Below are 24,124 nucleotides of genomic sequence, written 5' to 3'. Positions count from 1 at the left end.
ACAACCGTGAAATCCCGGGCTGGTTGCTCGGGTTGAGTGGCTTGGCGGGGTTGCTGTTGCTCTGGTGGCTGGGGGTGAAGGTGTTTGGCGCGACGGATGGATTGTCTGCGCGTTTTTCCCTGGCCGCCACCTTCGGTAGCCTGTGGGAATTGCTGGGACGCGGTGAGCTGTATCTGCATATTGCGGTGAGTCTCAAGCGCATCTTTGTCGGGCTGTTCCTGGCGTTGCTGGTGGGGGTTCCACTGGGGCTGCTGGTAGGCCGTTCGCGCACGCTGGAAGCGGCGACCACGCCGGCCTTTCAGTTCCTGCGCATGATCTCGCCGCTGTCGTGGATGCCCATCGTGGTGATGCTGATGGGGGTCGGGGACCCGCCGATCTATTTCCTGCTGGCGTTTGCCGCCGTGTGGCCGATCATGCTCAACACCGCTGCCGGCGTACGGCAGTTGGACCCGCGCTGGCTGCAGCTGAGCAGCAGCCTGAGTGCGACGCGCTGGGAAACCTTGCGCCGGGTGATCATTCCCGGTGTGGTCGGGCATGTGCTGACCGGCGTGCGTTTGGCCATTGGCATCTTGTGGATCGTGCTGGTGCCGTGCGAAATGCTCGGGGTCAGTGCCGGGCTGGGCTACTACATTCTCGACACCCGTGATCGGCTGGCCTACTCGGAGCTGATGGCGATGGTGTTGCTGATCGGGTTGCTGGGCTTTGCGCTGGATGCCTTGGCGCGCTGGCTGCACCAGCGTTGGGTGCACGCCGGCTGATTGGTCGAGCCAAAGTTTTTCATCGCCTGTAACATGAGCGCCTGTCGGATCTGTTCGCCCTTGCGCGTAGGACAGGTTCGACGCTTTATTTTTCAGGTTCAGGAACCCGTCATGACACAAAAGCAACGTTTGAAATATTCGATTCTGATTGCCCTGGCCGTACTGGCGACGATGTTTGGCCTGTCCTATTTGCAGAACACCGGGGTTATCAGTGAGAAGACGTTCCAGACCATCGCCATTGCCGTCGCAGTGGTCGTGGTGGTGATCAACGGCATCATGCGCCGCAAGGTCAAGCTCTAAGGGCGATCAGGCGCGACCTTCGAGCACCTTGGCAGCCTCTTCATGGAGGCTGTAGCTTTTATCCGCATTGAGGGTGATCACGCCCTCGCTGCACAGGCGCTTGAGCACCTCGCGCACGCTGAGAAACGACAACGGAATGCCCAGCTCCAGCAGATGGCTGTGCACGCCGCGTACCCCGAGGGTGCGCTGGTTGTCGGCGGCGGTGAGCAGGGCGTCGATGACCTTCAGCCGAATCAGGCTGGTGCGCAAGCCAAAACACTTGAGCAGGTGGCGGATACGCTGGTTGCCTTGCTGTTCGGGCGTTTTGCCGAACGCTTGTGCGCCGTTGCCGAAACTGGCCTCGGCAGCCGGTGAATGTCCATCCGTGGGCACTTGCGGGTTGTACATGCAAAAACTCCTTATCAGAGCCTGATCAGGAAAAAATGAGCGCTCTTAGTTAATAAGACGAACGAGCGAGCAAAATCATGAAGTGCCGGATGTAGAAATTTTGTCGGTATCGGTTTTGTCACATCCGCATTGCCTTAAATAAACGTGCCGTCGCGCTAAATTATTCCTGGTGGTTTGCGTTCTTACGGTGGGGTTATTACCCCTTGTGAGGCGGTTAAATCTGACGGTGGAGTTTGCGTGATTATTTCCAATGGGTTGTCCAGGGTAGGTGTGGCGGGCGTATTGCTGGGATTGAGCCTGGCCGCCTCGGCGCGGGAACCGGTGACGCAAGCGTCGGCGGATATCCGGCGCACCAGTTACGGCGTACCGCACATCCGCGCCAACGATGAGCGTGGCCTGGGTTTCGGCATCGGCTACGCCTATGCCCAGGACAACCTGTGCCTGCTGGCCAATGAAGTGGTCACCGTGAATGGCGAGCGCGCCAAGTTCTTCGGCCCCGAGCAGGCGACCCTGGAAGAGCGCAACAATCTGGCCAGTGACGTGTTTTTCACGTGGCTCAACACGCCGGAATCGGTCGCCGCGTTCTGGAAGGCGCAAAGCCCGCAGATCCAGCAACGTATCCAAGGTTACGTGGCCGGCTACAACCGTTACCTGAAAGAGCAGGGCGCTCCGGCGCAGTGCCAGGCGGCGTGGGTGCGGCCATTGGTGGCGGAAGACTTGGTCAAGCTGACCCGTAGGTTATTGGTGGAAGGCGGTGTCGGCCAATTCGCTGAAGCCTTGGTGGGGGCGACGCCGCCCCAAGCCACGGCCCGGGTACAGACCGGCTCGAAAGCTTTTGAACTGGCCGCCGCCAATCAGCAGCGCTTCGCCTTTGATCGCGGCAGTAACGCCGTGGCGGTGGGCCGTGATCGCTCGTTCAACGGGCGCGGCATGCTGCTGGCCAACCCGCACTTCCCCTGGGTCGGCGGCATGCGCTTTTATGAAATGCACCTGACCATCCCCGGTCAGCTGGATGTGATGGGCGCGGCGCTGCCGGGCCTGCCGGTGATCAATATCGGCTTCAACCAACACGTGGCGTGGACTCACACCGTGGACACGTCCAAGCACTTCACCCTGTATCGACTGACCCTGGACCCGAAGGATTCCACGCGCTACCTGCTTGATGGCAAATCCGTCGCCCTGGATAAAACCACGGTGACGGTGCAGGTCAAACAAGCCGATGGCAGACTCAAGGGTCAGTCGCACACCGTCTATAGCTCGCAATTCGGCCCGGTGGTGCAATGGCCGGGCAAGCTCGACTGGGACAACCGCTACGCCTTCAGCCTGCGTGACGCCAACCTGGGCAACGACCGTGTGCTGCAACAGTGGTACGCGATGAACCGCGCGGGCAGCCTAGACCAATTAAAAACCTCGGTGCACACCCTGCAAGGTATCCCGTGGGTCAACACCCTGGCCGCCGATGACCAAGGCCAGAGCCTGTATATGAACCAGTCGGTGGTGCCCAACGTCAGCGCGGCCAAACTCGCGGAATGCAGCGACCCCCGTGCAGGCCTGCAGATGATCATGCTCGACGGCGCCCACAGCGCCTGCGCCTGGGACATTGACCCGCGCGCAGCCCAGGCCGGCATCTTCCCGGCCGAGCAACTGCCGCAACTGCAACGCACCGACTACGTGCAGCACTCCAACGACTCGGCCTGGCTGGCCAACCCCAAGGCGCCGCTCACCGGCTTCTCCCCAGTGATCAGCCAGGACCATATCGGCCTCGGCCCACGCGCGCGTTTTGCCTTGCAACGCCTGCAATCCCTGGACAAACCGATCAGCGTCACCGACCTGCAAAACATGGTGATGGACAACGAGGTGTACCTGGCGGGCCAAGTCATGCCCGACGTGCTCGCATTCTGCGCCAAACACCTCGGCGCCGACGCCACTGCGCTGCAGCCCCTGTGCACCGACTTGAAAAACTGGGACCAGCGCGCCAACCTCGACAGCGGCATCGGCCTGGTGCACTTCATCAATCTGGTGCAACACCTGCAGCAAATCCCCGACGCCTGGCGCGTCGCCTTCGACCCGGCCCAACCCCTCACCACGCCACGCGGCCTGGCCATCGAACGGGCGGACGTCGCCAAAGCCCTGCGCGACGCCATGCTGGCGTCCACCGCCGACGTCGCCAAACTCGGCCTCACCGCCAACAGCACCTGGGGTGACCTCCAAGTCTCCGGCCAAACCCCGATCCACGGCGGCCCGCAAGAGCTGGGAATCTACAACGCCATGCAAACCGTGCCCCGCGCCGACGGCAAGCGTGAAGTGGTCAGCGGCACCAGCTACCTGCAAATCGTCACCTTCGACGACCAGGGGCCCCATGCCCAAGGCGTACTCGCGTTCTCCGAGTCCAGCAACCCGGCGTCCAGACACGCCAAGGACCAGACCCAAGCCTTCTCCCAGAAAAAACTCAGCCCATTGCCCTTCACCGAAGCGCAAATCAAGGCCGACCCGCAGTACCAACAACTCCACATCAAGGAGTAGGGCAGCCCCGCAACCCCTTGATGCCAATACGAAATATTTTTGAAATCAAGGGGTTGCACGCTTTGGCAAATACGTACATAATGGCGCCCATCGAACGCAACGAAGCATTAAAAACTTCAATGTATTCAATGAGTTAGAGTAGAGGCAGGGTTTCATAGCCCACTCAAGTTTTTATGCGGTGAGTGTCAGCAGCCAGGACATTGATCGTTTGAGGCCGAGTAGCAAAATGGTTATGCAGCGGATTGCAAATCCGCCTACGCCGGTTCGATTCCGACCTCGGCCTCCACTCTTAGAAACCCCGTAGATTAACGTCTACGGGGTTTTTTATTGGCTTTGAAAAAGTTTTGGAAGTCTGGCGCGTTAGGCGTTGACTCTGAAACGCCTTGCCATTGCGTAAGGCTTTCTGCCGTTCGTCCAGTACATCGCACTCGCTGACCACTGCCTGATCCCATGTTTAAGCGCCGATATCCCGAGCGTAAGAACGGAGAGCCAGCATGGAAATCAATGAAAATGCCCCTGGGAATATTTCTCAGCAGGATGTAACCCGCGGCACCGACAATGAGACAGGGCACGATCCGAAGCGCGATGAGGAGAGTGCTCCGTTGCCGCCGGACGATGACGCGCCTCTTGAAGAGGACATGTCGGATGTAGACGCTGCTGATTCAGTGGCGAGCGAGCATCCCGATAACTGAACATTTGTAATTCCATGAGCCCGGCCGCTGCGTCGGGCTTATAGGACCTGAGACCTGACGATCCTCTGGTCTTTGACCTCACCTGCATACGCCCGAAATTTCTCCTGCTGCGCCGCCAGCAGCGCGCAAATCTTCATCAGCGCCACCGCCTCATCCGGCGTCCTGCCGCTGGCTGCCATAGCCGTCAACTCGACTACCGACCACCCAATCACCGCCGCCGCATCTTCCAGGTCGTAGAACAATTCCTGCTGCGCCGTCCTGGGTCCGTCGAGGCCTTTTATCAACTCATCCATTCAGGCTCCTCGCCGCTTGAGTTCAAGCTCCATCACGTCCATTCCAATTTCAGCCAGGTCCGTCTTGAATGGAGTTTCTCCGATCCACTTGAACCCAAACGCCGCATAAAACCGTCGTGCATCGGGATTGGACTTGAGCACCGTCAGCCACAGCGAGCGCTCACCACGCTCTACAGCCTGGTCGCAAATGAACTGCATAAATCGCTTGCCATACCCGCGCCCGGCGGCGGATTTGAGAAAGTAGATCTTGCGCAGTTCTGCGCCAACTTCACCTGTTATGGGCGCCGGCGCCGACCAGTTGACCTTCGCCAGACCGACGACTTGCGCGTTGTCATCCGACGCGAGCAGCCATGAATGGCTGTCGGACATTTCGAGTGATTGGCGCAAGGCGTCGTGGGAAAAGTCCCGATCCAGAAACGCCTGCAATCCGCCGGGCGACCAGATCTGCGCGAAGTGTTCTCGATAGGTGGTACAGCCAACGTCGCGCAAGGCGTCAAGGTCGGCTGGGGTCGCTTGATGAATACGGAGCATGGTTCCCTCGTGTCTGGCGGCGCTGTGCTAAGAAGTGTGTCACAACGTCCAACCCAGCCCCAATGCCTTGTGCAACGAAGCAAAATCCTTGAGTAGTTCCGCGTCCCCTGATATCCGACTTTCCTGGGCCTGGTAGCGCGTGCGCTCTGCATCCAGCCAATCCAGGGTGCTGGCTGTGCCCGCTCGATAACGCTGGCGGGTCAGTTCTGCCGCACGCACGGCCGAGGCTTCCACACTGCGCAGCAGCACCACGTTCTGGCGCTGGTGGCCGTACCGAGCCAGGGCGACATCGGCATCACGCAGCGCACTCAGCACGACACTTTTGTACTGCGCGAGCGCTTCGTCGTGACCGGCTTCGGCGCCTTTGACGCTGGCGGAAACGCGACCGAAGTCCAGGGCGTTCCAGGTCAGGCGCGGCAGGATCAACCAACTGCCGTTGGCCTTGCGGGCGAGGTGGCCGGGGTCGCCGGCGGAGAATGACAGGTCACCCATCAGGCTGAGCTTGGGAAACCAGTCGGCGGTTTTTTCGCCGATCTGGGCGTTGCTGGAGGCCAGTTTGCGTTCGGCCACGCGGATGTCGGGACGGGCCTTGAGGAGGGCGGCGGGGTCTGCCACGGGCACCGTGCCGGGAATGGCGGGCAGGGCCTGGGCGGTGGCGAGGCTGCCGTCCAGTTCGCCGGGCTCCAGGCCGCAGAGCAAGCCGAGCTGGTCCAGGGATTCAACGATGGCAGCTTGCAACGGCAGGCGTTGGGCCTGGGTGTTTTCTGCCTGGGTGAGGACTTGTTCGAGTTGCAGTTGGGAAGCTACGCCGCGACTGCGGCGCTGCTGGGTCAGGTCGAGGGCCTGGTTTTCGATGTCGACGCTGGCTTCAACCAACGCTAATCGTGCTTGCTGGTCGCGAAGATCGGTGTAGGCCTGGACCACTTCGGCCGCCAGTTGCACCTGGGCGTCGGCCAGTTGGGCTTGGGCCGCGTCGGCTTCCGCTTGCGCCGCTTCGACTGCGCGGCGGGTGCCGCCGAACAGGTCGGCTTCCCAGCTGGCATCGAAGCCGGCGAGGTAAAGCGTCAACGGGCCACGGCCGCCGCCACCGCTGCCGCCCAATGCGGAGGTGTCGGGTGAGCGCAGTTTCAACATCGCGGCGTCGCCGGTGACCTTGGGCAGGGCGTCGGCGCGGGCACCGCTGAGGCTGGTGCGGGATTGCTTCAAGCGCGCCTGGGCGGTGGCGATGTCGGGGCTGTTCTTCAGCGCCATGTCGACCAGTTCATTGAGCTGCGGGTCATTCAGCGTTCGCCACCACTGCGCCACAGTCGGTGCACTGGGTGCTTGGTTGTCGGCGTGAGGTAATCGCCCAGCGGCCAGGGTTTTCGGCGCCGCATCCGGCGCGCCTGGGTAATCCGGCCCCACGGTGCAGGCGGACAGCAGGCCAACGGTCAGGAGCAGGGGAAGGGAGCGAGCAATCATGGCTGTACCGTGCGCTTTTTGAGGATGAAGATCAGGGGCAGGCACGCCAGCATGGCAAGCCCCAGTACGTAGAAGGCGTCGTTGTAGGCCATGACCGAAGCTTGTCGTGCGATGTCGTTGGCCAACTGGGCCATCGCTTGCAACGGGGCGCTGGAGGCATCGCCGGTTTGCGCCAGGTAGCTGGCGGTGTTGTTGGCCATGTGGTCCTGGGCGAGTTGGCTGTTGGCCAGGATGCCTTCACGTAGCCTGTCGTCATGGAAGTGGCTGCGCCGGTCCATCAAAACGCCGAGCAGCGCCAGGCCGAGGGTGCCGCCGAGGTTTCGTGACATGTTGTAGAGCCCGGCGGCATCCCCCGCGTCCTTGGTCTCGACCGAACGCATGGACAATTGGCTGAGCGGCATCATCACCAGGATCTGCCCGAAGCCGCGCAATAGCTGCGACCAGATAAAGTCATGCCCGACGCTGTCGGCGGTCAACAGGGTGTCGACGAAACAGCTGGCCCAATACAGCAACAGGCCGGCGCCGACCATCCAACGCAAGTCATAGCGGCCGAGCATCCTCGGCAGGATCGGCATCAGCAGGAAGGCGGGAATGCCCGACAGCAACATGATCGAGCCGGACTGTTGCGCGTTGTAACCGGACAGAATGCCGAGGAACTGCGGTACCAGGTAAGCCGTGCCATACAGCCCCGCGCCCACGGCCGTACCAATCAGCAACACACTGCCAAAGCTTTTGTTGAGTACCAGTGGCAGGCGCAGGATCGGCGTACTCGACCGAAATTGCCCCACGGCAATCAGGAAAAATCCGGTCACCGTGGCGATGCTCAGCCACACGATCAGCAGCGAGTCGAACCAATGCTCACGCTGACCTTCTTCAAGCACCACGGTGAGCGAACTCAAGCCCATCGCCAGGCCGAGAATACCCAGCCAGTCAGCGCTGATAAAGCGTTGCAGGTTCATGCGCTCACTGGGCAACCCGGTGATCAGCAGGGTGATCAGGGCGATGCTGATGGGCAGGTTGAGAAAGAAGCACCAGCGCCAATTGATGTTTTCCGTCAACCAGCCGCCGATCACAGGGCCGAGCAACGGGCCGAGGATCACCGTCATGCCGAACATCGTCGTACCGATGGCCAGTTGGTGTGGCGGCAGGCGGGTGCGCACGATGGTCTGCGCGGTGGGGATCATCGCGCCACCGGCAAAACCCTGGCCGATGCGCCCGGCGATCATCGCGCCGAGGCTGGTGGACAGGCCGCAGAACATCGAAAACAGCGTGAACATCAGCGCTGTGCCGATCAGGAACCGGCGCAGGCCGAACACCCGCGTCAGCCAGGCGGCGAGGGGGATCATGACGATCTCCGACATCAGGTAGCCGGTGGCGATCCAGGTGCCTTCGGTGCCGGTGGCGCCGATCTGGCCCTGGATCTGCGGCAAGGCGGAGTTGGTGATCGACACGTCGAGAGTGGCGAGCAACGCGCCCAATGCTCCGGCGGCGACGGCGATCCAGTCGGTCAGCGAGGCGTTGCGCGGTTTTTCGGCAGCCACCCCGGCCATGATCGCCTCAGCCATGATTGGCATCCGCAGCGTGGGTGCGCGTGTCGACTTCCACGGTGGCCGACAAGCCAGGCATCAACGCCGCACGCAGGTCGTCCGGCACGTCCAGAGCAATGCGCACCGGCACGCGTTGTACGATCTTGGTGAAGTTACCGGTGGCGTTCGACGGTGGCAGCAAGGCGAACTGCGCGCCGGTGCCGGGGGCCAGGCTGTCGATGTGGCCTTGCAGGTCGCGGCCGGGCAGGGCGTCCACGTGCACGGTAACCGTCTGGCCGGGGCGCATGGCGCCGATCTGGGTTTCCTTGTAGTTGGCGGTCAGGTAGATCGCGCTGATCGGCACCACGGTCAGCAGGCGCGTACCGGGCTGTACGTACTGGCCCACACGCACGCCACGGTCGGCCACGCGACCGTCAAGCGGGCTGCGGATCACGGCGTCGTCCACGTCCAGTTGGCTTTGCGCTTCGCTGGCCTTGGCTACGCCCAGTTGCGCCTGGGCTTGCTTGAGCTGGGCCTGCAGCGTGCCGTAGCGAGTCTGGCTGGAGCGCAGCGCCGCCTGTTTGGCCGCCACGGTGCTGCGGGCTTGGGCCAGTTGGTTGTTCAATTGGGCCAGGCGCTCTTCCGGTTCGGCACCGGAGCGGGCCAGCGGTGCGTAACGGGCCACTTCGGTCTGGGCGTGTCGCGCATCGGCTTCGGCGCCCTGCAATTGAGCGCGGGCTTCGGCGATGGTCGAGTCCTGTTGCACCAGATCGGCCTGGGCTTTGGCGAAGTCGGCATTGCGTGCGGCGATGGTGGCCGACGCTTCGTCACTCACCGCCTGGTATTTGCGCGCATCCAGGCGTACCAGCACATCGCCGCGCCTGACGTTCTGGTTGTCGCTCACCAGCACCTCGGCCACATAGCCGTTGATCTTGGGCGCCACGCTGATGCTGTCGGCTTGCAAGTAGGCGTCGTCAGTGGTCTCGATAAAACGCCCGGTGATCCACCACCAGGCGGCCCACGAAACACCCACCAGTACGGCGATGCCGGCCAGTGAAAGCAGGATGCGACGGGCCTTGCCGCGTTGACCGTTGACGGTTTCTTCAGGCATGACCTGAGGGGAGGGAGGTGCAGCCGACATCGAGGTCACTCCAGATTTATAGCGGGTGGAATAAATTCCTTTTTTCGCGAATTTTTGTCAACTGGTATATTTTGGTCCGGTATTCGAATGGAGTTGCACATGGCACGACATAAACCGGCTGCCGAGGGTGGCTACCAGCGCGGCGAAGAAACACGGGCGCGCATCATCGAGGCGGCGGTCGGGGTGTTTGGCGAGCGTGGCTACGATGGCGCGTCGACCCGCGATATCGCCACCGCCGCCGGCGTCAACGCCCCCGCGATCCAGTACTACTTCGATGGCAAGGAAGGCGTGTACCTGGCGTGTGTCGAACACTTGATCACGCTGTTGTGGGGCAAGATGTCGCCGTCCGTGGAGGCTGCGGAAAGCGCGCTGGCGGACGCCGATTCAGGTGACAACGCGCTGATCGACGCCTCCCTGGGCATTTTGGGTACGGTGGTTTCGACCATCCAGGACAGCCCGCAAACCACGGTCTGGCGTGCATTCATGGATCGCCACCAGGCCGGGTTGTGCCCGCCCAGCGCGACACGGGCGTTCGATGAGCATTTCAAGGCGCGCATCGGCCGAGTGATCCGGTTGCTGATCGCGCGCCTGTCCGGTTTTGCGGTGGAGGATGAACGCACAGTGATCCATTCCATGGCGCTGTTCACCCAGGGCCTCGCGTTTCGCGTGCAAAAGCCCAAGTTGCTGGCGGCATTGAACTGGACCGAGGTGAATCAGAAGGAAATGGAGCTGGTGCGCCAGGTGGTGCTGACCCAGGCGCGGTTTACGCTGGAGGGGCTGGCACGGCAGCGGGATCAGGCCACGAAGTAGCGCTGGTTCACGGCGATTCGTTCAGCGTCTCGCGAATAAAATCAGCAATCTTTGGGTTGGACAACCGGGCAATCAGGACCCCTTGGCTGACAACGCCCAGTTGCACAAAACCTCGCTTGGGGGGCTTTACAAAGACGGGGCTGCCCGAGTCGCCGCTGTCGGGTATCAAACCGTCAGCCCCGATACAAAAGGTATTCTGCAGGTTCACGCTCGGCGCGAGTGACGTGCATTGCGCGTCCGGCATCCTGGGCAATCGTGCGCGTTGCAGGTGGTCCGGGCGTACATCTGGCGCCGGGCTGCGCGCCGTGTTACCCCAGCCGAGGACTGTTGGACGCTTTATGCGCTCCTCTAGCGTTTCCTCGCGCATCACGATAGCGATGGGCTGAATGCCGGTGATGGCGCGATCAAGTTTGAGGAGTGCGACATCAAGGGTCAACGAGCGGAGGAATTCAGGATGGAGGGCGATGCGTTTTACACCTACTGTCTGCCCTTGCAAGGTATTGCTCAGTTGGGTGCGACCCAGGATCACTTCTACCTCTGACGGCTGGGTGTTTACCAGGCAGTGGGCAGCGGTCAGCACCCAGTCAGGCGCGACCAGCGCAGCGCCGCAACCATGGCGCTCAAGCGGGGTCTCGCCGGACGCCTTGAATTGCAGCGTCGCCATAAACGGGTAGCGGCCATCCGTGGCATCGGCGCCGCCTACAACTGCCGCTGCGAACATCGGGAACATCAGAACGACGACGCCCCAGCTGTTGCGCAGGAAACGGTCCATCAGTGTTAACGCAAGGCAACGGCTTCGGTTGAGCATGGCGACTTCCATGGGTGGTTGTGAAGTGCCCAAGTAGCGCATAGGCATAGATGCGCGCGAAATCAGAAGAGGCCGAGAAAGTTGAATGATCTTTCGCAATGGCGCTTGGAGTGATGTCGCGGCGCCTTGTGAATTGTTGTGAAGCACGGATTACTGGCCCATTGCCCATGCTAACGTCCGCTTCGGGCTGTCGTCAGCACGACGATTGCATTCGTTCCACCAGGGGAGCAGCGCCGATGTCTACTACCGTAACGCCCGCCGGCAGCGGGGCAAACACGCCTAAAGCATCACCTTCGGTGTTCGACGACAAGTTGAACATCGCCAAGTCCAGCAAGGTCATTGCCGACTACATGCGCCAGACCGGCAAGTCGGCCATCACCAAGCAGGAACTGACCCAACTGGCCAACAATGCCTCAGGCAAAGTGCCGGCCGAAGTCTCTGATGCGGCCAAGTACATGGAGCGTCACCCCGATGTATTCACCGCTATCGAAACCCACGACGTCCCTGGCGCCGATAACCTCTCGGGCGTGTGGAACTTCGACTGGGCGGCCAACGGCGGGCTGAAGGGCACCGCCACCGATGCCATTGCCAAGATGCAGGATACCTTCGATTTTGCGATCGCCAAGTCGGCGCAAATCACTGAAATCAGCACCGGTAAAAAAGCCGAACTGGACTCCACCAAGCAACGTCCGCAGAACTGACGGCACCTTGTACCACCTGGCTTACAAACCCTACCATCAGGTTACACGATAGCCGTGACGCACTTGAGTTGGCGCTGTCTTACCCTGCGAGAAGTCAATCTCGTCAAGTAAGAGAGTGTGGTCATGAAGTTGAGTTATCTAACCAAGGCAGCGATGGTTGTGGCGCTGTTGTCGACCCTGTCGGGCTGCTGGATGTTCATGCCACCGGGAGGTGGTGGTGGCGGTGGTCACGGTGGCGGACACGGCCAGGGCGGTGGGCCAGGCGGCGGCCCGCGCTAACGGGCAGATGTGAGAGGCAAGCCATGCGCAATGGCTTGCCTCTTTTTTTGCCGGGAGAATTCCCAGGCAAAGAAAAGCCCGCGTGGGGAGCGCGGGCTAAAAAGGATGTTCATTAGGAGCTGGAGTCACCCTAGGCGCCCGCCTGTGAAAGCTTTGTGAAAACCGTGGCAAAAAAGTGTATGCCTCAATCGCACCTTGGCTGTACGGGGCGAGGCGGCGCATTACCCTCTACTGTCGCTGGCATACCTCTGCGTTTGGATGCTGCATCATGTTCATGTCTACCAGCCTGTTATCAGCCTTCGTGCTGTTCGCTTTCGTGTCCTCGATCACGCCAGGACCCAATAACACCATGTTGCTCGCTTCGGGCGTGAACTTCGGGTTCCGCCGGTCGATGCCCCATGCGCTGGGGATCAGCATCGGCTTCATGCTGCTGGTGATTGCGGTCGGCCTGGGGCTGGGCGAGGTGTTCAAGGTGTTTCCGTGGGCCTATACGGTGCTGCGCTACGTGGGCGCGGCCTATCTGCTGTACCTGGCGTGGAAGATTGCAACGGCGGGCGGCATGTCCGACAACCCTGATGAGCAGGGCAAGCCGATGACCTTCCTCGGCGCGGCGGCGTTCCAGTGGGTGAACCCCAAGGCCTGGATCATGGCGCTGGGGGCGATCACTACCTATACGCCGGCCGAAGGTTATGTCACCAATGTGCTGGTGATTGCGCTGGTGTTTGCCGTGGTCAACCTGCCGAGCGTCTGTGTGTGGGTCGGATGCGGCAGCGGCTTGCGCAATGTGTTGCGTGAGCCGCGCTGGTTGCGGCTGTTCAACGGGTCGATGGCGGCGTTGCTGGTGCTGTCGTTGTACCCGATGCTGTTCGCCGGCTGACTGTCAGACCGGCGAGATGGTCGCCAGCAGGCCGATGCCGATGGTCAACACCAAAAAGCCGAACAGGAAAAGTGCCATCTTGGTCATAAGGCCTCCAGAGGGAAGGGAGTAGGGATGGCGCTATTGTCCGCCCAGGCGGCGTTTCGATACAGACGCAGATAGCAAAGAAAAAACCGTATCAGATGCGACTGGCCCTGTTTAGCCGGGGGCTTTGCTCGCTTGTGGTTTTTTCAAGATCAGGGCTTGAGACAGCCAACGCATTTGCCCCTAAGATGACGCCCATTGCATCAACAATAAGAGTGGGCAAACCCTCGATGGAAAGACGTCAATTCAGCGACGGCATGAAAGGCAAGAACCTGCGCTACCTCAACGAAACCTCGCAGCCGGCGGCGGTCACCCGCGTCGGCTTCCTGTTGCTCGAACACTTCTCACTGCCGGCCTTCACCCAGACCCTCGACACGTTCGTCACCGCCAACCTGCTGCGTCCCGATCTGTTTTCCGCGCGTACGTTCGGCTGTGACGATGGCGAAGTCATCAGCGACCTTGGCCTGGTGATCCGCCCGGATGCACGCCTGGACGTGGCAGCGCTGCAAGACCTGGAACTGCTGGTGATCTGCGGCGGTTTTCGCACGGAACTCAAGGCCAGCGAAGACTTCATCCACCTGCTGCGCACCGCCGCCGAACAGGGCACCACCCTCGCGGGGCTATGGAACGGCGCCTGGTTCCTCGGCCGTGCCGGTCTGTTGCAAGGCTATCGTTGTGCCATCCACCCGGAACATCGTCCGGCACTGGCAGAAGTGTCCAAGGCCACCCACGTCACCAGCGAACCCTACGTGATCGACCGCGACCGCCTGACGGCCTCAAGTCCGTCCGGTGCCTTCCACATGGCGCTGGACTGGATCAAGGGCCTGCATGACAAGGCACTGGTCGAAGGGATCGAAGACATCCTGGCCTTTGAAGAATCCCGCTATCGGCGCATCAAACCCACCGAAAACGTCAGCGTCAGCGCGCCCCTGCGTGAAGTGGTGAAGCTGATGGACGCCAACCTGGAAGAGCCCCTGGAGCTGGACCAACTCGCCGTCTACGCTGGCCGGTCCCGGCGCCAGTTGGAGCGCTTGTTCAAGGAACAGCTGGGCACCACGCCGCAGCGCTACTACATGGAACTGCGCGTGACCGAAGCGCGGCGGCTGTTGCAGCACACCGAGCTTTCACAGGTGGAGGTGCTGGTGGCGTGTGGGTTTGTGTCGCCAAGTCATTTCAGCAAGTGTTACAGCTCGTATTTCGGCTATCGGCCCTCGAAAGAGAAGCGGTTGGTCAAGTGAGGTGTGGCTGACTCATCAACTGGGGAGCATGCATCTACCTGTGGTGAGCAGGCTTGCCCTGCGCCGGGCGGCGAAGCGGCCCCACTGCAGGCACCGCAGTTCTTCAGTCGGAAATCGGCCGTCTGGGTTTAAGGCTGCTTCGCAGCCCAGCGCAGGGCAAGCCTGCTCACTACAGAGCGCTCAGAATCGGTCCAGGCGATAGGGTGCCACTGATGGCGCTTGCCCCCCACGCGCTAACTCACCAACCCATTCCGCCGTCACCGCCGCCTGCGTCAACCCCAAATGCTGATGCCCAAACGCGAGCATCACCTTCCCATCACACACCCGGTCAATCACGGGCAGTGAATCCGGCAACGACGGCCGAAACCCCATCCACGGCGTTGCACCTTCTGCACTCAGGTCCTCGCGAAACAACCCCTGGCTCAACCGATGCAACTGCCAGGCACGTTGCATATTCGCCGGGCGATCGAGGCCGGCGAATTCCACCGTGCCGGCCAGGCGCAGGCCGTCGGTCATGGGGGTCATGATGAATTTGCGTTCCAGGGACGTGACGGCAAACGGCAGACGATGGTGTTCATGGGGCAGCATCAGGTGGTAGCCGCGCTCTGTGTCCAGCGGGACTTTTTTGCCGGTCAGGGCCGCGGTCAGTTTGGCCGAGTGGGCGCCGCAGGCAATCAGCACCTGGCGCGTGGTCAGCGGCCCCTGGTCAGTGGTGAGTGAAACGCCCTGTGCGTCGACGCGGCCATCCAGCACGTGGCGTTTAAGAAACTGCACGCCGCTTGCCTTGGCCGCACGTACCAGTTCGCAGACCACGTGGTAGGGATCCAGGAAGTGCCCGGTGCCGGGAAAAAACAGCCCGCCCTGAATGTTGTCGCTCAACTGCGGTGCAGCCTGGCGTATGGCATCGCCGGACCAGAACGCCACCGGCACCTGCTGCTGTTGCATGCGCTGCTGCAAGGCATTGAGCGCTTCCCGTGATTCCGTACGCTCAAATACCAGCAGCGAACCATCCTCACGCAACAACTCCGGCTGCCCGATGCTGTGCAGCAGGCGCTGCCACGCACCCAGGCTACCTTCATTGAGCGTACGGATACCCGCGACCGTGCGCTGATAACGCGCCGGGCGCAGGTTCAGCAGCAAGCGCACGAACCAGGGCAGGGCGTGCGGCAGGTATTTCCAATCCAGGCGCAGCGGGCCCATGGGGTCCAGCAGCATACCGGGCAAGCGCTTGAGGATCGACAGGTCGGCAATGGGGAACACCTGTTCGGTCGCCAAGTGTCCGGCGTTGCCATAGGACGCGCCCATGCCGGGTTCCTGCGGGTCGACTACCCGCACTTGCTGGCCCTGACGCGCCAGTTGCAACGCACAGGCGACGCCAATGATGCCAGCGCCGACCACGACGATATCCGCATCGGACATGGCCTACGCCTCCCTCTGGCCATCGAGCAGGCGCCGCAGCAGCAACGGGTTGCCGTGCTGGAGTGCAGCAGGCAACAACGCATCGGGGAAGTCCTGATAACACACCGGTCGCAAAAACCGTTGGATCGCCGCCGTGCCCACCGAGGTGCTGCGCGAGTCTGACGTGGCGGGGAAGGGGCCGCCATGCACCATGGCATCACAGACCTCGACACCTGTCGGCCAACCGTTGACTAGCAGGCGACCGGCCTTGCGTTCTAGCACCGGCAGCAGGGCCTTGGCGCTTGGCAGATCGTCGTCATCCATCTGCAGGGTAGCGGTCAGTTGGCCTTCCAAGTGTTCGGAAACCTGATGCATCTCTTCGTTATTGGCGCATACGACGATCAATGAGGCTGCGCCGAAAACTTCGGCTTGCAGGTGTTCATTGGCTAAAAAATCCTTGGCCTGAGTCACGAACAGGTGGGCTTGGCCTCTGTTGGGGCCTTCTGCTGGCAACCCTTTTGCCGCCACCTTGACGTGTTCTGTCAGTGCGGCCACGCCTGCATCGAAGGCGCTGAAAATGCCGGGGGTCAGCATGGTCTGCGCTGCACAGTCGGGCAGCATTTCACTGGCCGTGCCGATAAAACGATCCAGCGCGGGCCCTTGTACGGCGATCACCAAACCTGGGTTGGTGCAAAACTGCCCGGCCCCTTGGGTCAGCGACGCCACAAAGCCTTTCGCCAACGCTTCACCGCGTGTGGTGAGTGCGGCTGGGAACAGGTACACCGGATTGATCGAACTCATCTCCGCATACACCGGAATCGGCTCGGGCCGGGCCTGCGCCGCTTGGACCAATGCCACGCCACCGCTGCGCGAGCCGGTAAAACCAACCGCCTTGATGCGCGGATCGGTGACCAACGCAATCCCCACCTCGCGTCCCGAACCGTACAACAGCGAAAACACGCCTTCGGGCAAGCCACAAGCCTTGACTGCCTGCGCCACCGCCCGGCCCACCAGTTCACTGGTGCCAGGATGCGCGCCGTGGGCCTTCACCACCACCGGGCAACCGGCGGCCAGCGCGGAGGCGGTGTCGCCACCGGCTACGGAAAAGGCCAGAGGGAAATTGCTCGCACCGAACACGGCCACCGGGCCCAGCGCGATATGGCGCTGGCGCAGGTCTGGACGAGGCAGTGGCTGACGCTGCGGCTGTGCAGGGTCCACCCGCACATCCAGCCATTCCCCGGCGCGTACGGTGCGGGCGAAGGTGCGCAGTTGGCCGCAGGTGCGCCCGCGTTCGCCTTGGATGCGCGCGTGGGGCAGGCCGGTTTCGGCAACGGCGCGTTCGATCAGCTCATCACCCAGGGCTTCGATCTGCGTGGCGATGGTCTCAAGGAAGGTGGCACGCGCCTCCAGCGAGGTTTCGCGGTATCCATCAAACGCAGCCCACGCCAAGGCACACGCCTGGGCCACCTGTTCGCCGTCGCCGCCTGGATAGGCCGGTTCCATGGGGGTATCGGTGGCGGGATTGATCGCCCGGATCGCCTCTCGGTTTCCGGAAATAAGTTGCTGACCGATCAGCAGTTTGCCCGTCAGAGTCATGGGATTGTCCTGGTGGAAAAGGGGTTGGCCGCTGCGAGAACCGCAGCGGCGCAAGGGCGTCAGGCGACGTTCTGTTCCGCCGACCAGTTGGCATACCACTGACGGAACAGTGCGTACTGGTTCTCGGCATAACGGCGCTGGGCGTCGCTGAGCACATCCGTTTCATTGAAGTGCAGGGCGTAGCCTGTATCACCGTTGAGCACCATCAAGTGCTTGTAATACAGCACCAGGTCGCAGCCTTCATCGAAGGACGACAGCACCGCCAGCGCGGCTTCCAGCTCACGGGCCTGGCGACGGGCCTTGGCATCGCCCTTGGCGGCTTTTTTGCTCAAGGCCACCAGTTGCAGCACTTCCCGAGGCAGCGCGTTGCCGATGCCGGTGATGGCGCCGGTGGCGTTGCAGTTGACGAAGCCGTGCACCACCTGGGTGTCCACGCCGACCATCAAGGTCACGTTATCGTCCTGGGAGGTGATGTGTTCGGCGGCGTAGCGCAGGTCCGCACCGCCGCCGAACTCCTTGAAGCCGATCAGGTTCGGGTGTTCGCGGCGCAGTTCGAAGAACAGGTCTGCGCGGGTGGCGAAGCCGTAGTAGGGGCTGTTGTAGATCACCGCCGGCAGGTTTGGCGCGGCCTTGAGGATGGCCGAGAAATGCGCCTTTTGCGCGGTGGCGGAGGCGCCACGGGACAGCACGCGCGGAATCACCATCAGGCCATGGGCGCCGACCTTGGCGGCGTGGGCGGCATGGGCCACGGCTTCACGGCTGTTGACCGCACCGGTGCCGACGATGGTCGGTACACCGGCGGCCACCAGGCGTGCGACGCCTTCCTGGCGTTCGGCCTCGGTGAGCAACGGCCAGTCGCCCATGGAGCCGCAGTACACCACGGCGCTCATGCCGATATCGATCAACTCGCGGCCCTTGGCGACCAGGGCGTCGAAGTCCGGCTTGCGCTCGGCGGTGCACGGGGTCATCAGGGCGGGGATGCAGCCGGTGAAGATGTTGTCGCTCATTGTTCTAACTCCTTGGAACGTTCAGTACAAACAGGGAAGGGCTTAGATGCCCCAGGCAAACGGGTCGCGCTCGTCGATCAGCAAGGTGCTGTCGGCGGTCATGTAGGCGCTGCCGGTGATGAAGGGCCGCACGCGCTCGCCGTCCCATTCATAGCGGCCTTCGAATTGGCTGCCGGTGATGCTGGCTTGGGTCCAGATTTCACCGGGCTTGAGTTTTTCATCGGCGGCCAGGCAGGCCAGCTTGGCGCTGGTGCCGGTGCCGCAGGGTGAGCGGTCGTAGGCCTTGCCGGGGCACATCACGAAGTTGCGGCTGTCGGCAAGGTCGTCATCGGCGAACAGTTCGATGTGGTCGATCAGCGCGCCATCCGCACCGTGAATGCCTTGATCCTCCAGGGCCTTGAGCATCGCCCAGGTGTAATCGGTAAGCGCATCCACGTTGTCCATCTGCAAGCGTTGGCCATGGTCCGACACCAGGAAAAACCAGTTGCCGCCCCAGGCGATATCGCCGTAGACCGCGCCATGCCCTGGCACCTCCACTGGCACCTGTTTGCGCAGGCGGTAGGCGGGCACATTGCACAGCGTCACGCTGCCGTCTGTGTGCAGCGTGGCCTCCACTGGACCGACAGGGGTGTCGATGGCGTGCACGCCGGGCTGGATGCGCCCCAAGTGGTGCAGCGACGCGACCAGGCCGATGGTGCCGTGGCCGCACATGCCGAGGTAACCGGCGTTGTTGAAGAAGATCACGCCGCAGATCGCGCCTGGCGTGACGGGCTCGCAATACAGTGCGCCGACCAGTACGTCATTGCCGCGTGGCTCCAGCAGGCAGGCACGGCGCCAGTGATCATGCTCGGTGCGCAGGTTGTGCAATTGATCGGCAATCGTGGCGCCGCTCAGCGCCGGGAAACCGCTCATGACCAGGCGCGTCGGTTCGCCGCCGGTGTGGGAGTCGATCACATGCAGTCGCTTCATAAAAGGCTCCTGAATCAGTAGGTCGCGGGTGTCAGCGGCGGGTGAGGTTCGTCGACCGCTTCGCTTTCATCGGCTTCATGTTCCAGCCGTACCAGATGAGCCGGCACGCCAGTGGCGGCGCCCCAGTAGTAAATGCCGAGTGCGCAAGCGGCGACGACAATCGTGTCGAGCGGGTGGCTGATCACGCCGATGCCACCAAAACTGCCGAGCTTGGACAGCAGGATGGTCACCGCGTAAAAGCCAATCAGCCAGGCAGACGAGCGCACTTGTTGTTTGATATTGAGGTGCGCAGTCGGCACCCAGCGTGCGCACAGCAGGTACACCACAAACATCAGGATCTGCAGGCCGAGCAGCCAGGACACCGTGCCCCAGCCAGACCAGTACACGATCAGCGCGGCGATGATGAACGACAACGGACCCAGCACCGCCATGCCCTTGACCCGGAACGGCCGCGCCATCTGCGGGGCATTGCGACGTAGCGCGGCAACAGTCACTGGGGCCACGGCGTAGCTGAGGATCAGCGCCGCAGACACCACATTGATCAGTGCTTCCCAGGACGGAAACGGCAGGGTCCAGAACACCGACAAACCAAAGGTCAGCCACAGCGCCGGACGTGGAATGCCGGACTTCTCATCGATACGCGTAAAAATCTTGAAGAACGTGCCGGTCTGCGCCCAGCCATACACCACGCGAGGGGTGGCGTTCATGTAGATATTGCCGCAGCCACTGGGTGAGATCACGGCGTCGGCCACCACCAGGTAGGCCAACCAACCCACGCCCAGCGCCAGGGCGATATCCCGATAAGGCAGCGCCAGCTCCTTGCTGATCCCGGCCCAGCCATTGGCGAGCATTTCCGTGGGCACACCACCGAGGAAGGCGGTTTGCAGCAGCACGTAGATGGCGGTCGACAACAGCACCGAAAGGATCAAGGCAATTGGAATCGTGCGTTGCGGGTTCTTCACTTCACTGGCCACCGAGATGATAGGCGTCAGGCCCAGGTAGGCAAAAATCACCCCACCGGCCGACACCGCCATCTCGATGCCCGACAGCCCGAACGGCGCGAAACCCTGCACCTGGAAGTTCGCCGGTTTGAAGAAGGTGAACAGCACACCGATCACCAGCAACGGCACGATGAACTTGAATACGCTGACCAGGTTATTGGCGATGGCGAAGGTCTTCACGCTGCGGTAATTGAGCACGAAGAACAGGCACAGCAGGGCGAATTGCACCAGCCAGCCGAGGGTGGTCGGGTCACTGGAACCGGCCTTGGTCAGCTCCGGAAACCATGCCGCCGCATACTGCCGCGAGGCGACCACTTCAATGGCCACCAGGCTGGAAAACGCGATCAGCGTGATGAAACCCATCAGGTAGCCCAACAGCGGGCCGTGGGAATAAACCGGGTAGCGCACCACGCCGCCAGCGCGGGGCAATGCGGCGCCGAGTTCGCAGTACACAATGCCCAGCAGCAGCACCGCGAAACCGCCGATGAGCCAGGAAATAATGCCCGCTGGGCCAGCGATTGCAGATACGTGACTGGCTGCGAACAACCAGCCCGAACCAAAGATGGCGCCCAACCCGATAAAGGTCAGGTCCATCAGGGAAAGCTGTTTCTTGAACTTGCCTTGAGCTGACATAGCGTCGCCTTCTTGTGAGTTATTGGATAGGCATGCAGTGGCCATACAGTGAACTCATGAAGGGCGGCGCGATTGATGTTTTTTGCCGGCATCGATGACGAAATCAGCACAGTTTTAGTGGCTCGACAGGGCGCTGGGCATCGGGCAATCTGCTAGCCGTCCAGGCAAACAACGGGGATCAACCGTCATGCTGCAGAACGCGTTTGCGACCCTTTGCCAAGGGAGCAACCCCCAAGACATCGAACAGTTATTGGGCAGTGTCGCGCAGCTATTGCCGATGCTGGACGTGATCCCCAATGCCGCGATTTTCATCAAGGACACCCAGGCCCGCTATGTGCTCGCCAACCGCACCCTGGTGCAGCGCTGCGGCCTCAAGCAACTGCAACCGCTGCTGGGCAAGACCAGTGCCGAAGTCTTCCCCGCGCAGTTGGGGCCGGGCTACACCGAACAGGACCGGCGCGTGCTGGAGCAGGGTTTTGTGCTGGAAGATCAGCTGGAACTGCACTTGTACGGCACCCGCGAACCCGGCTGGTGCCTGACCCACAAATGGCCGCTGTACAACCACACAGGCGCGATCATCGGCCTGGCCGGTATCTCGGTCGACCTGCAAACCGCAAGCGAAAGCCACCCGGCGTACCAGCGCCTGGCGGCCGTGGACGCCCATATCCGCGCACACTTCAACCGCCGCGTGACCCTGGGTGAACTGACCCGGATCGCCGGCATTTCAGTGGCGCAATTGGAGCGCTACTGCAAGCGGGTGTTCCACCTCACGCCACGGCAGATGATCCAGAAGGTACGGCTGGAGCAGGCGCACCGGCTGTTGCACACCGACCTGCCGATCACCGAAGTGGCGCTGCAATGCGGGTACACCGACCACAGTGCGTTTACCCGCCAGTTCAAGGCGTCGACGGGGTTTACGCCGAGGCAGTATCGGCAGTTGGAGTAGTCGCCCACATCGCAATGCAACGAATGGCCTCGGTTGTGGCTCCTATGCTTACGAGCAACCTTTGGACGACAACAGGGATCAGGCATATGACGGCGGCTGAAAACAACCATGTGAACTGGCTGGTGGAACAATCGATGCTGCACGCGGCACGCCAGCGCGCCAAGCTCTATTCGGGCCAGGGCCGGTTGTGGCAGCAGCCGTACGCGCAGACGCGGCCCCGTGATGCTTCGGCTCTGTCGTCCGTGTGGTTTACCGCCTACCCGGCCTCGATTGTGACCCGTGAGGGCGGCACGGTGTTGGAGGCGTTGGGGGATGAGGCGCTGTGGCAGGCGTTGTCGAAGATCGGCATCCAGGGCATCCACAATGGCCCACTGAAGAAGTCCGGCGGCCTGAAGGGCACGCAGCACACACCGACCATCGACGGCAATTTCGACCGCATCAGCTTCGAGATCGACCCGGAGTTGGGCACCGAGGCGCAGTTACAGGCGTTGACGCGCATGGCGGCGGCGCACAATGCGGTGATCATCGACGATGTGATCCCGTCCCACACCGGCAAGGGCGCGGATTTCCGCCTGGCCGAGATGGCCTACGAGGACTATCCCGGCCTGTACCACATGGTCGAAATCCGCGAGGAGGACTGGGCGCTGCTGCCCGACGTCGCTGAGGGCCGTGACGCGCAAAACCTCAGCCCCGTCCAGGTCGATGCGTTGCGTGACAAACACTACATCGTCGGCCAGTTGCAGCGGGTGATCTTCTTCGAGCCCGGCGTCAAGGAAACCGACTGGAGCGCGACAGACGTGGTGCTCGGTGTGGATGGCAAACCGCGTCGCTGGGTGTACCTGCATTATTTCAAGGAAGGCCAGCCATCGCTGAACTGGCTGGACCCGACCTTTGCCGCACAGCAAATGATCATCGGTGACGCACTGCACGCCATCGACGTGATGGGCGCGAAGATCCTGCGCCTGGACGCCAACGGTTTTCTGGGTGTGGAGCGCAAGCTCGACGGCACGGCCTGGTCCGAGAGCCATCCGCTGTCGATCACCGGCAACCAGTTGCTCGGCGGCGCGATTCGCAAGGCCGGCGGTTTCAGTTTCCAGGAGTTGAACCTCACCGTGGATGACATCGCTTCCATGTCCCATGGTGGCGCCGACCTGTCCTATGACTTCATCACGCGCCCGGCGTACCAGCATGCACTGCTGATGGGCGATGCCGAGTTCCTGCGCCTGATGTTGCGTGAGATGCACCGCCAGGGTATTGATCCGGGTTCGCTGATCCATGCGTTGCAGAACCACGATGAGCTGACCCTGGAACTGGTGCACTTCTGGACCTTGCACGCCCATGACACCTTCCTGTACCAGGGCCAGACCTTTCCCGGCAATATCCTGCGCGAGCACATTCGCGAGCAGATGTACGAGCGCCTGGCCGGTGAGCATGCGCCGTATAACCTCAAGTTTGTGACCAATGGCGTGTCGTGCACCACGGCCAGCATCATCACGGCGGCGCTGGGCATTCGTGATCTGGAGGCGATCACCGAAGCTGACATCCGGCAGATCCGCCAGATCCATTTGCTGCTGGTGATGTACAACGCCATGCAGCCTGGGGTGTTTGCCTTGTCGGGTTGGGACTTGGTGGGCGCGCTGCCGCTGGCGGCCGAAGAGGTCGGGCACTTGATGCAGGATGGCGACACCCGTTGGATTCATCGCGGCGCGTATGATCTGGTGGATTTGAACCCGGACGCAGCGCTTTCGGCTGGCCACATGCCACGCTCGAAAAGCCTTTACGGCAGCTTGAACAGCCAGTTGCAGGACCCCGAATCCTTTGCTTCGCAACTGCAGAAAATCCTCGCGGTGCGCCGCGCCTATGACATCGCCGCCAGCCGCCAGATTCTGGTGCCGGAGGTTGAAAACTCGGCGCTTCTGGTAATGGTGCATGAATTGCCGGCCGGCAAAGGCACGCAAATCACTGCACTGAATTTTGGTGCGACGCCGATCACTGAAACCCTGCATCTCTCGGATATTGCTGCCGGGATGGTAGTGGACATCATCAATGAGCGTGTGGAAGGCGACCTGACGGCGGAGGGGGAATTCACCATTACCCTGGATGCGTATGAGGGGTTGGCGTTGCGTGTGGTAAGTAGTTCACCACAGTAACTTTACCCACCATAA

General features: G+C 61.9%; 23 protein-coding genes and 1 tRNA gene. 12 read left to right on the top strand and 12 right to left on the bottom strand.

Features of this window, described 5'->3' with window-relative positions; genetic code table 11:
• Window positions 1–11: 11 nt before the first annotated feature.
• Both OZ428_RS17850 and OZ428_RS17845 read left to right on the top strand, forming a co-directional pair.
• Window positions 12–758 (top strand): ABC transporter permease, encoded by a 747-nt coding sequence (locus OZ428_RS17850; RefSeq protein ID WP_442964842.1) that lies wholly within the window; start codon window positions 12–14, stop codon window positions 756–758.
• A 111-nt stretch (window positions 759–869) separates the two neighbouring features.
• Window positions 870–1,058, top strand: coding sequence for a hypothetical protein (locus OZ428_RS17845; protein ID WP_010210250.1), 189 nt, complete (start codon window positions 870–872; stop codon window positions 1,056–1,058).
• A 6-nt stretch (window positions 1,059–1,064) separates the two neighbouring features.
• Here the strand turns inward: OZ428_RS17845 and OZ428_RS17840 are convergent, their stop codons facing one another.
• Window positions 1,065–1,445: a fe2+ zn2+ uptake regulation protein gene (locus OZ428_RS17840; RefSeq protein WP_033903021.1), complete on the bottom strand. Its 381-nt coding sequence runs from the start codon at window positions 1,443–1,445 to the stop codon at window positions 1,065–1,067.
• A gap of 237 nt (window positions 1,446–1,682) precedes the next feature.
• On the opposite strand from OZ428_RS17840, the gene pvdQ reads away from it, so the two are divergent.
• The 3 genes from pvdQ to OZ428_RS17825 all read left to right on the top strand — a co-directional run bounded on the left by pvdQ (window position 1,683) and on the right by OZ428_RS17825 (window position 4,660).
• On the top strand, window positions 1,683–3,968 hold the full coding sequence (gene pvdQ, locus OZ428_RS17835) for a bifunctional acylase PvdQ (protein ID WP_269130716.1): 2,286 nt from the start codon (window positions 1,683–1,685) through the stop codon (window positions 3,966–3,968).
• Window positions 3,969–4,180: 212 nt separating this feature from the next.
• Window positions 4,181–4,254 (top strand) — tRNA-Cys (locus OZ428_RS17830).
• Window positions 4,255–4,462: 208 nt separating this feature from the next.
• A complete protein-coding gene (locus OZ428_RS17825) occupies window positions 4,463–4,660 on the top strand; it encodes a hypothetical protein (RefSeq protein ID WP_269130715.1) in 198 nt (65 codons plus the stop codon).
• A 38-nt stretch (window positions 4,661–4,698) separates the two neighbouring features.
• Here OZ428_RS17825 and OZ428_RS17820 read toward each other — a convergent pair whose 3' ends face one another.
• The 5 genes from OZ428_RS17820 to OZ428_RS17800 are packed head-to-tail and all read right to left on the bottom strand — an operon-like array spanning window position 4,699 to window position 9,612.
• On the bottom strand, window positions 4,699–4,953 hold the full coding sequence (locus OZ428_RS17820; RefSeq protein WP_269130714.1) for a hypothetical protein: 255 nt from the start codon (window positions 4,951–4,953) through the stop codon (window positions 4,699–4,701).
• Window positions 4,954–5,484 (bottom strand): GNAT family N-acetyltransferase, encoded by a 531-nt coding sequence (locus OZ428_RS17815; RefSeq protein ID WP_269130713.1) that lies wholly within the window; start codon window positions 5,482–5,484, stop codon window positions 4,954–4,956.
• Window positions 5,485–5,523: 39 nt separating this feature from the next.
• Window positions 5,524–6,945, bottom strand: a complete 1,422-nt coding sequence (locus OZ428_RS17810) for an efflux transporter outer membrane subunit (RefSeq protein ID WP_269130712.1) — start codon at window positions 6,943–6,945, stop codon at window positions 5,524–5,526.
• Entirely contained in the window at window positions 6,942–8,510 is a 1,569-nt protein-coding gene (locus OZ428_RS17805) for a DHA2 family efflux MFS transporter permease subunit (protein WP_269130711.1), read from the bottom strand. The genes OZ428_RS17810 and OZ428_RS17805 overlap by 4 nt, the downstream gene beginning before the upstream one ends.
• Entirely contained in the window at window positions 8,503–9,612 is a 1,110-nt protein-coding gene (locus OZ428_RS17800) for an HlyD family secretion protein (RefSeq protein ID WP_269130710.1), read from the bottom strand. The genes OZ428_RS17805 and OZ428_RS17800 overlap by 8 nt, the downstream gene beginning before the upstream one ends.
• 99 nt (window positions 9,613–9,711) lie before the next feature.
• Here OZ428_RS17800 and OZ428_RS17795 point away from each other — a divergent pair, with 99 nt between their 5' ends.
• Window positions 9,712–10,422 (top strand): CerR family C-terminal domain-containing protein, encoded by a 711-nt coding sequence (locus OZ428_RS17795; RefSeq protein WP_269130709.1) that lies wholly within the window; start codon window positions 9,712–9,714, stop codon window positions 10,420–10,422.
• Window positions 10,423–10,429: 7 nt separating this feature from the next.
• Here the strand turns inward: OZ428_RS17795 and OZ428_RS17790 are convergent, their stop codons facing one another.
• Entirely contained in the window at window positions 10,430–11,230 is an 801-nt protein-coding gene (locus OZ428_RS17790; protein WP_269130708.1) for a S1 family peptidase, read from the bottom strand.
• 236 nt (window positions 11,231–11,466) lie between these two features.
• On the opposite strand from OZ428_RS17790, the gene OZ428_RS17785 reads away from it, so the two are divergent.
• The 4 genes from OZ428_RS17785 to OZ428_RS17770 all read left to right on the top strand — a co-directional run bounded on the left by OZ428_RS17785 (window position 11,467) and on the right by OZ428_RS17770 (window position 14,409).
• On the top strand, window positions 11,467–11,931 hold the full coding sequence (locus OZ428_RS17785) for a hypothetical protein (RefSeq protein WP_033903010.1): 465 nt from the start codon (window positions 11,467–11,469) through the stop codon (window positions 11,929–11,931).
• Between the two features lie 123 nt (window positions 11,932–12,054).
• Window positions 12,055–12,210, top strand: coding sequence for a hypothetical protein (locus tag OZ428_RS17780; RefSeq protein WP_269130707.1), 156 nt, complete (start codon window positions 12,055–12,057; stop codon window positions 12,208–12,210).
• Window positions 12,211–12,478: 268 nt separating this feature from the next.
• A complete protein-coding gene (locus OZ428_RS17775) occupies window positions 12,479–13,087 on the top strand; it encodes a LysE family translocator (protein ID WP_269130706.1) in 609 nt (202 codons plus the stop codon).
• A 341-nt stretch (window positions 13,088–13,428) separates the two neighbouring features.
• Entirely contained in the window at window positions 13,429–14,409 is a 981-nt protein-coding gene (locus tag OZ428_RS17770) for a GlxA family transcriptional regulator (protein ID WP_269134196.1), read from the top strand.
• A gap of 180 nt (window positions 14,410–14,589) precedes the next feature.
• Here OZ428_RS17770 and OZ428_RS17765 read toward each other — a convergent pair whose 3' ends face one another.
• From OZ428_RS17765 to OZ428_RS17745, 5 genes are read right to left on the bottom strand one after another with little or no spacing between them, the layout of a single operon-like run.
• A complete protein-coding gene (locus tag OZ428_RS17765; RefSeq protein WP_269130705.1) occupies window positions 14,590–15,828 on the bottom strand; it encodes an NAD(P)/FAD-dependent oxidoreductase in 1,239 nt (412 codons plus the stop codon).
• 3 nt (window positions 15,829–15,831) lie between these two features.
• A complete protein-coding gene (locus OZ428_RS17760; protein WP_269130704.1) occupies window positions 15,832–17,403 on the bottom strand; it encodes an aldehyde dehydrogenase (NADP(+)) in 1,572 nt (523 codons plus the stop codon).
• Between the two features lie 59 nt (window positions 17,404–17,462).
• The gene (locus OZ428_RS17755) at window positions 17,463–18,410 is read right to left on the bottom strand and encodes a dihydrodipicolinate synthase family protein (protein WP_177074979.1); all 948 of its coding nucleotides are present in this window, start codon (window positions 18,408–18,410) and stop codon (window positions 17,463–17,465) included.
• 42 nt (window positions 18,411–18,452) lie between these two features.
• Complete coding sequence (locus tag OZ428_RS17750; RefSeq protein WP_269130703.1) at window positions 18,453–19,379, bottom strand: 4-hydroxyproline epimerase; 927 nt, start codon at window positions 19,377–19,379, stop codon at window positions 18,453–18,455.
• 14 nt (window positions 19,380–19,393) lie between these two features.
• Window positions 19,394–21,013: an APC family permease gene (locus OZ428_RS17745; RefSeq protein WP_269130702.1), complete on the bottom strand. Its 1,620-nt coding sequence runs from the start codon at window positions 21,011–21,013 to the stop codon at window positions 19,394–19,396.
• A gap of 187 nt (window positions 21,014–21,200) precedes the next feature.
• Between OZ428_RS17745 and OZ428_RS17740 the strand changes: the two genes are divergently transcribed.
• Complete coding sequence (locus OZ428_RS17740) at window positions 21,201–21,959, top strand: AraC family transcriptional regulator (RefSeq protein ID WP_269130701.1); 759 nt, start codon at window positions 21,201–21,203, stop codon at window positions 21,957–21,959.
• Between the two features lie 86 nt (window positions 21,960–22,045).
• Window positions 22,046–24,109: a maltose alpha-D-glucosyltransferase gene (gene treS / locus OZ428_RS17735; RefSeq protein ID WP_269130700.1), complete on the top strand. Its 2,064-nt coding sequence runs from the start codon at window positions 22,046–22,048 to the stop codon at window positions 24,107–24,109.
• Window positions 24,110–24,124: the final 15 nt, after the last annotated feature.

Origin of the sequence: Pseudomonas sp. GXZC, assembly GCF_026967615.1 — a bacterium.
GTDB classification, from domain to species: Bacteria; Pseudomonadota; Gammaproteobacteria; order Pseudomonadales; family Pseudomonadaceae; genus Aquipseudomonas; species Aquipseudomonas azotoformans_A.
Note: the sequence above shows the minus strand (reverse complement) of the source record. Positions and strands in the feature narration are given on the sequence as shown.

Bases quoted from the DNA above. Each gene is read 5' to 3' on its own strand.
- OZ428_RS17790 (WP_269130708.1), bottom strand. From the start codon at position 11,230: ATGCTCAACCGAAGCCGTTGCCTTGCGTTAACACTGATGGACCGTTTC.
- OZ428_RS17765 (WP_269130705.1), bottom strand. From the start codon at position 15,828: ATGTCCGATGCGGATATCGTCGTGGTCGGCGCTGGCATCATTGGCGTC.
- OZ428_RS17770 (WP_269134196.1), top strand. From the start codon at position 13,429: ATGAAAGGCAAGAACCTGCGCTACCTCAACGAAACCTCGCAGCCGGCG.
- OZ428_RS17800 (WP_269130710.1), bottom strand. From the start codon at position 9,612: ATGTCGGCTGCACCTCCCTCCCCTCAGGTCATGCCTGAAGAAACCGTC.
- OZ428_RS17785 (WP_033903010.1), top strand. From the start codon at position 11,467: ATGTCTACTACCGTAACGCCCGCCGGCAGCGGGGCAAACACGCCTAAA.
- OZ428_RS17795 (WP_269130709.1), top strand. From the start codon at position 9,712: ATGGCACGACATAAACCGGCTGCCGAGGGTGGCTACCAGCGCGGCGAA.
- OZ428_RS17750 (WP_269130703.1), bottom strand. From the start codon at position 19,379: ATGAAGCGACTGCATGTGATCGACTCCCACACCGGCGGCGAACCGACG.
- OZ428_RS17845 (WP_010210250.1), top strand. From the start codon at position 870: ATGACACAAAAGCAACGTTTGAAATATTCGATTCTGATTGCCCTGGCC.
- OZ428_RS17840 (WP_033903021.1), bottom strand. From the start codon at position 1,445: ATGTACAACCCGCAAGTGCCCACGGATGGACATTCACCGGCTGCCGAG.
- treS (WP_269130700.1), top strand. From the start codon at position 22,046: ATGACGGCGGCTGAAAACAACCATGTGAACTGGCTGGTGGAACAATCG.
- OZ428_RS17820 (WP_269130714.1), bottom strand. From the start codon at position 4,953: ATGGATGAGTTGATAAAAGGCCTCGACGGACCCAGGACGGCGCAGCAG.
- OZ428_RS17810 (WP_269130712.1), bottom strand. From the start codon at position 6,945: ATGATTGCTCGCTCCCTTCCCCTGCTCCTGACCGTTGGCCTGCTGTCC.
- OZ428_RS17775 (WP_269130706.1), top strand. From the start codon at position 12,479: ATGTTCATGTCTACCAGCCTGTTATCAGCCTTCGTGCTGTTCGCTTTC.
- OZ428_RS17745 (WP_269130702.1), bottom strand. From the start codon at position 21,013: ATGTCAGCTCAAGGCAAGTTCAAGAAACAGCTTTCCCTGATGGACCTG.
- OZ428_RS17760 (WP_269130704.1), bottom strand. From the start codon at position 17,403: ATGACTCTGACGGGCAAACTGCTGATCGGTCAGCAACTTATTTCCGGA.
- OZ428_RS17740 (WP_269130701.1), top strand. From the start codon at position 21,201: ATGCTGCAGAACGCGTTTGCGACCCTTTGCCAAGGGAGCAACCCCCAA.
- OZ428_RS17780 (WP_269130707.1), top strand. From the start codon at position 12,055: ATGAAGTTGAGTTATCTAACCAAGGCAGCGATGGTTGTGGCGCTGTTG.
- OZ428_RS17825 (WP_269130715.1), top strand. From the start codon at position 4,463: ATGGAAATCAATGAAAATGCCCCTGGGAATATTTCTCAGCAGGATGTA.
- OZ428_RS17815 (WP_269130713.1), bottom strand. From the start codon at position 5,484: ATGCTCCGTATTCATCAAGCGACCCCAGCCGACCTTGACGCCTTGCGC.
- OZ428_RS17755 (WP_177074979.1), bottom strand. From the start codon at position 18,410: ATGAGCGACAACATCTTCACCGGCTGCATCCCCGCCCTGATGACCCCG.
- OZ428_RS17805 (WP_269130711.1), bottom strand. From the start codon at position 8,510: ATGGCTGAGGCGATCATGGCCGGGGTGGCTGCCGAAAAACCGCGCAAC.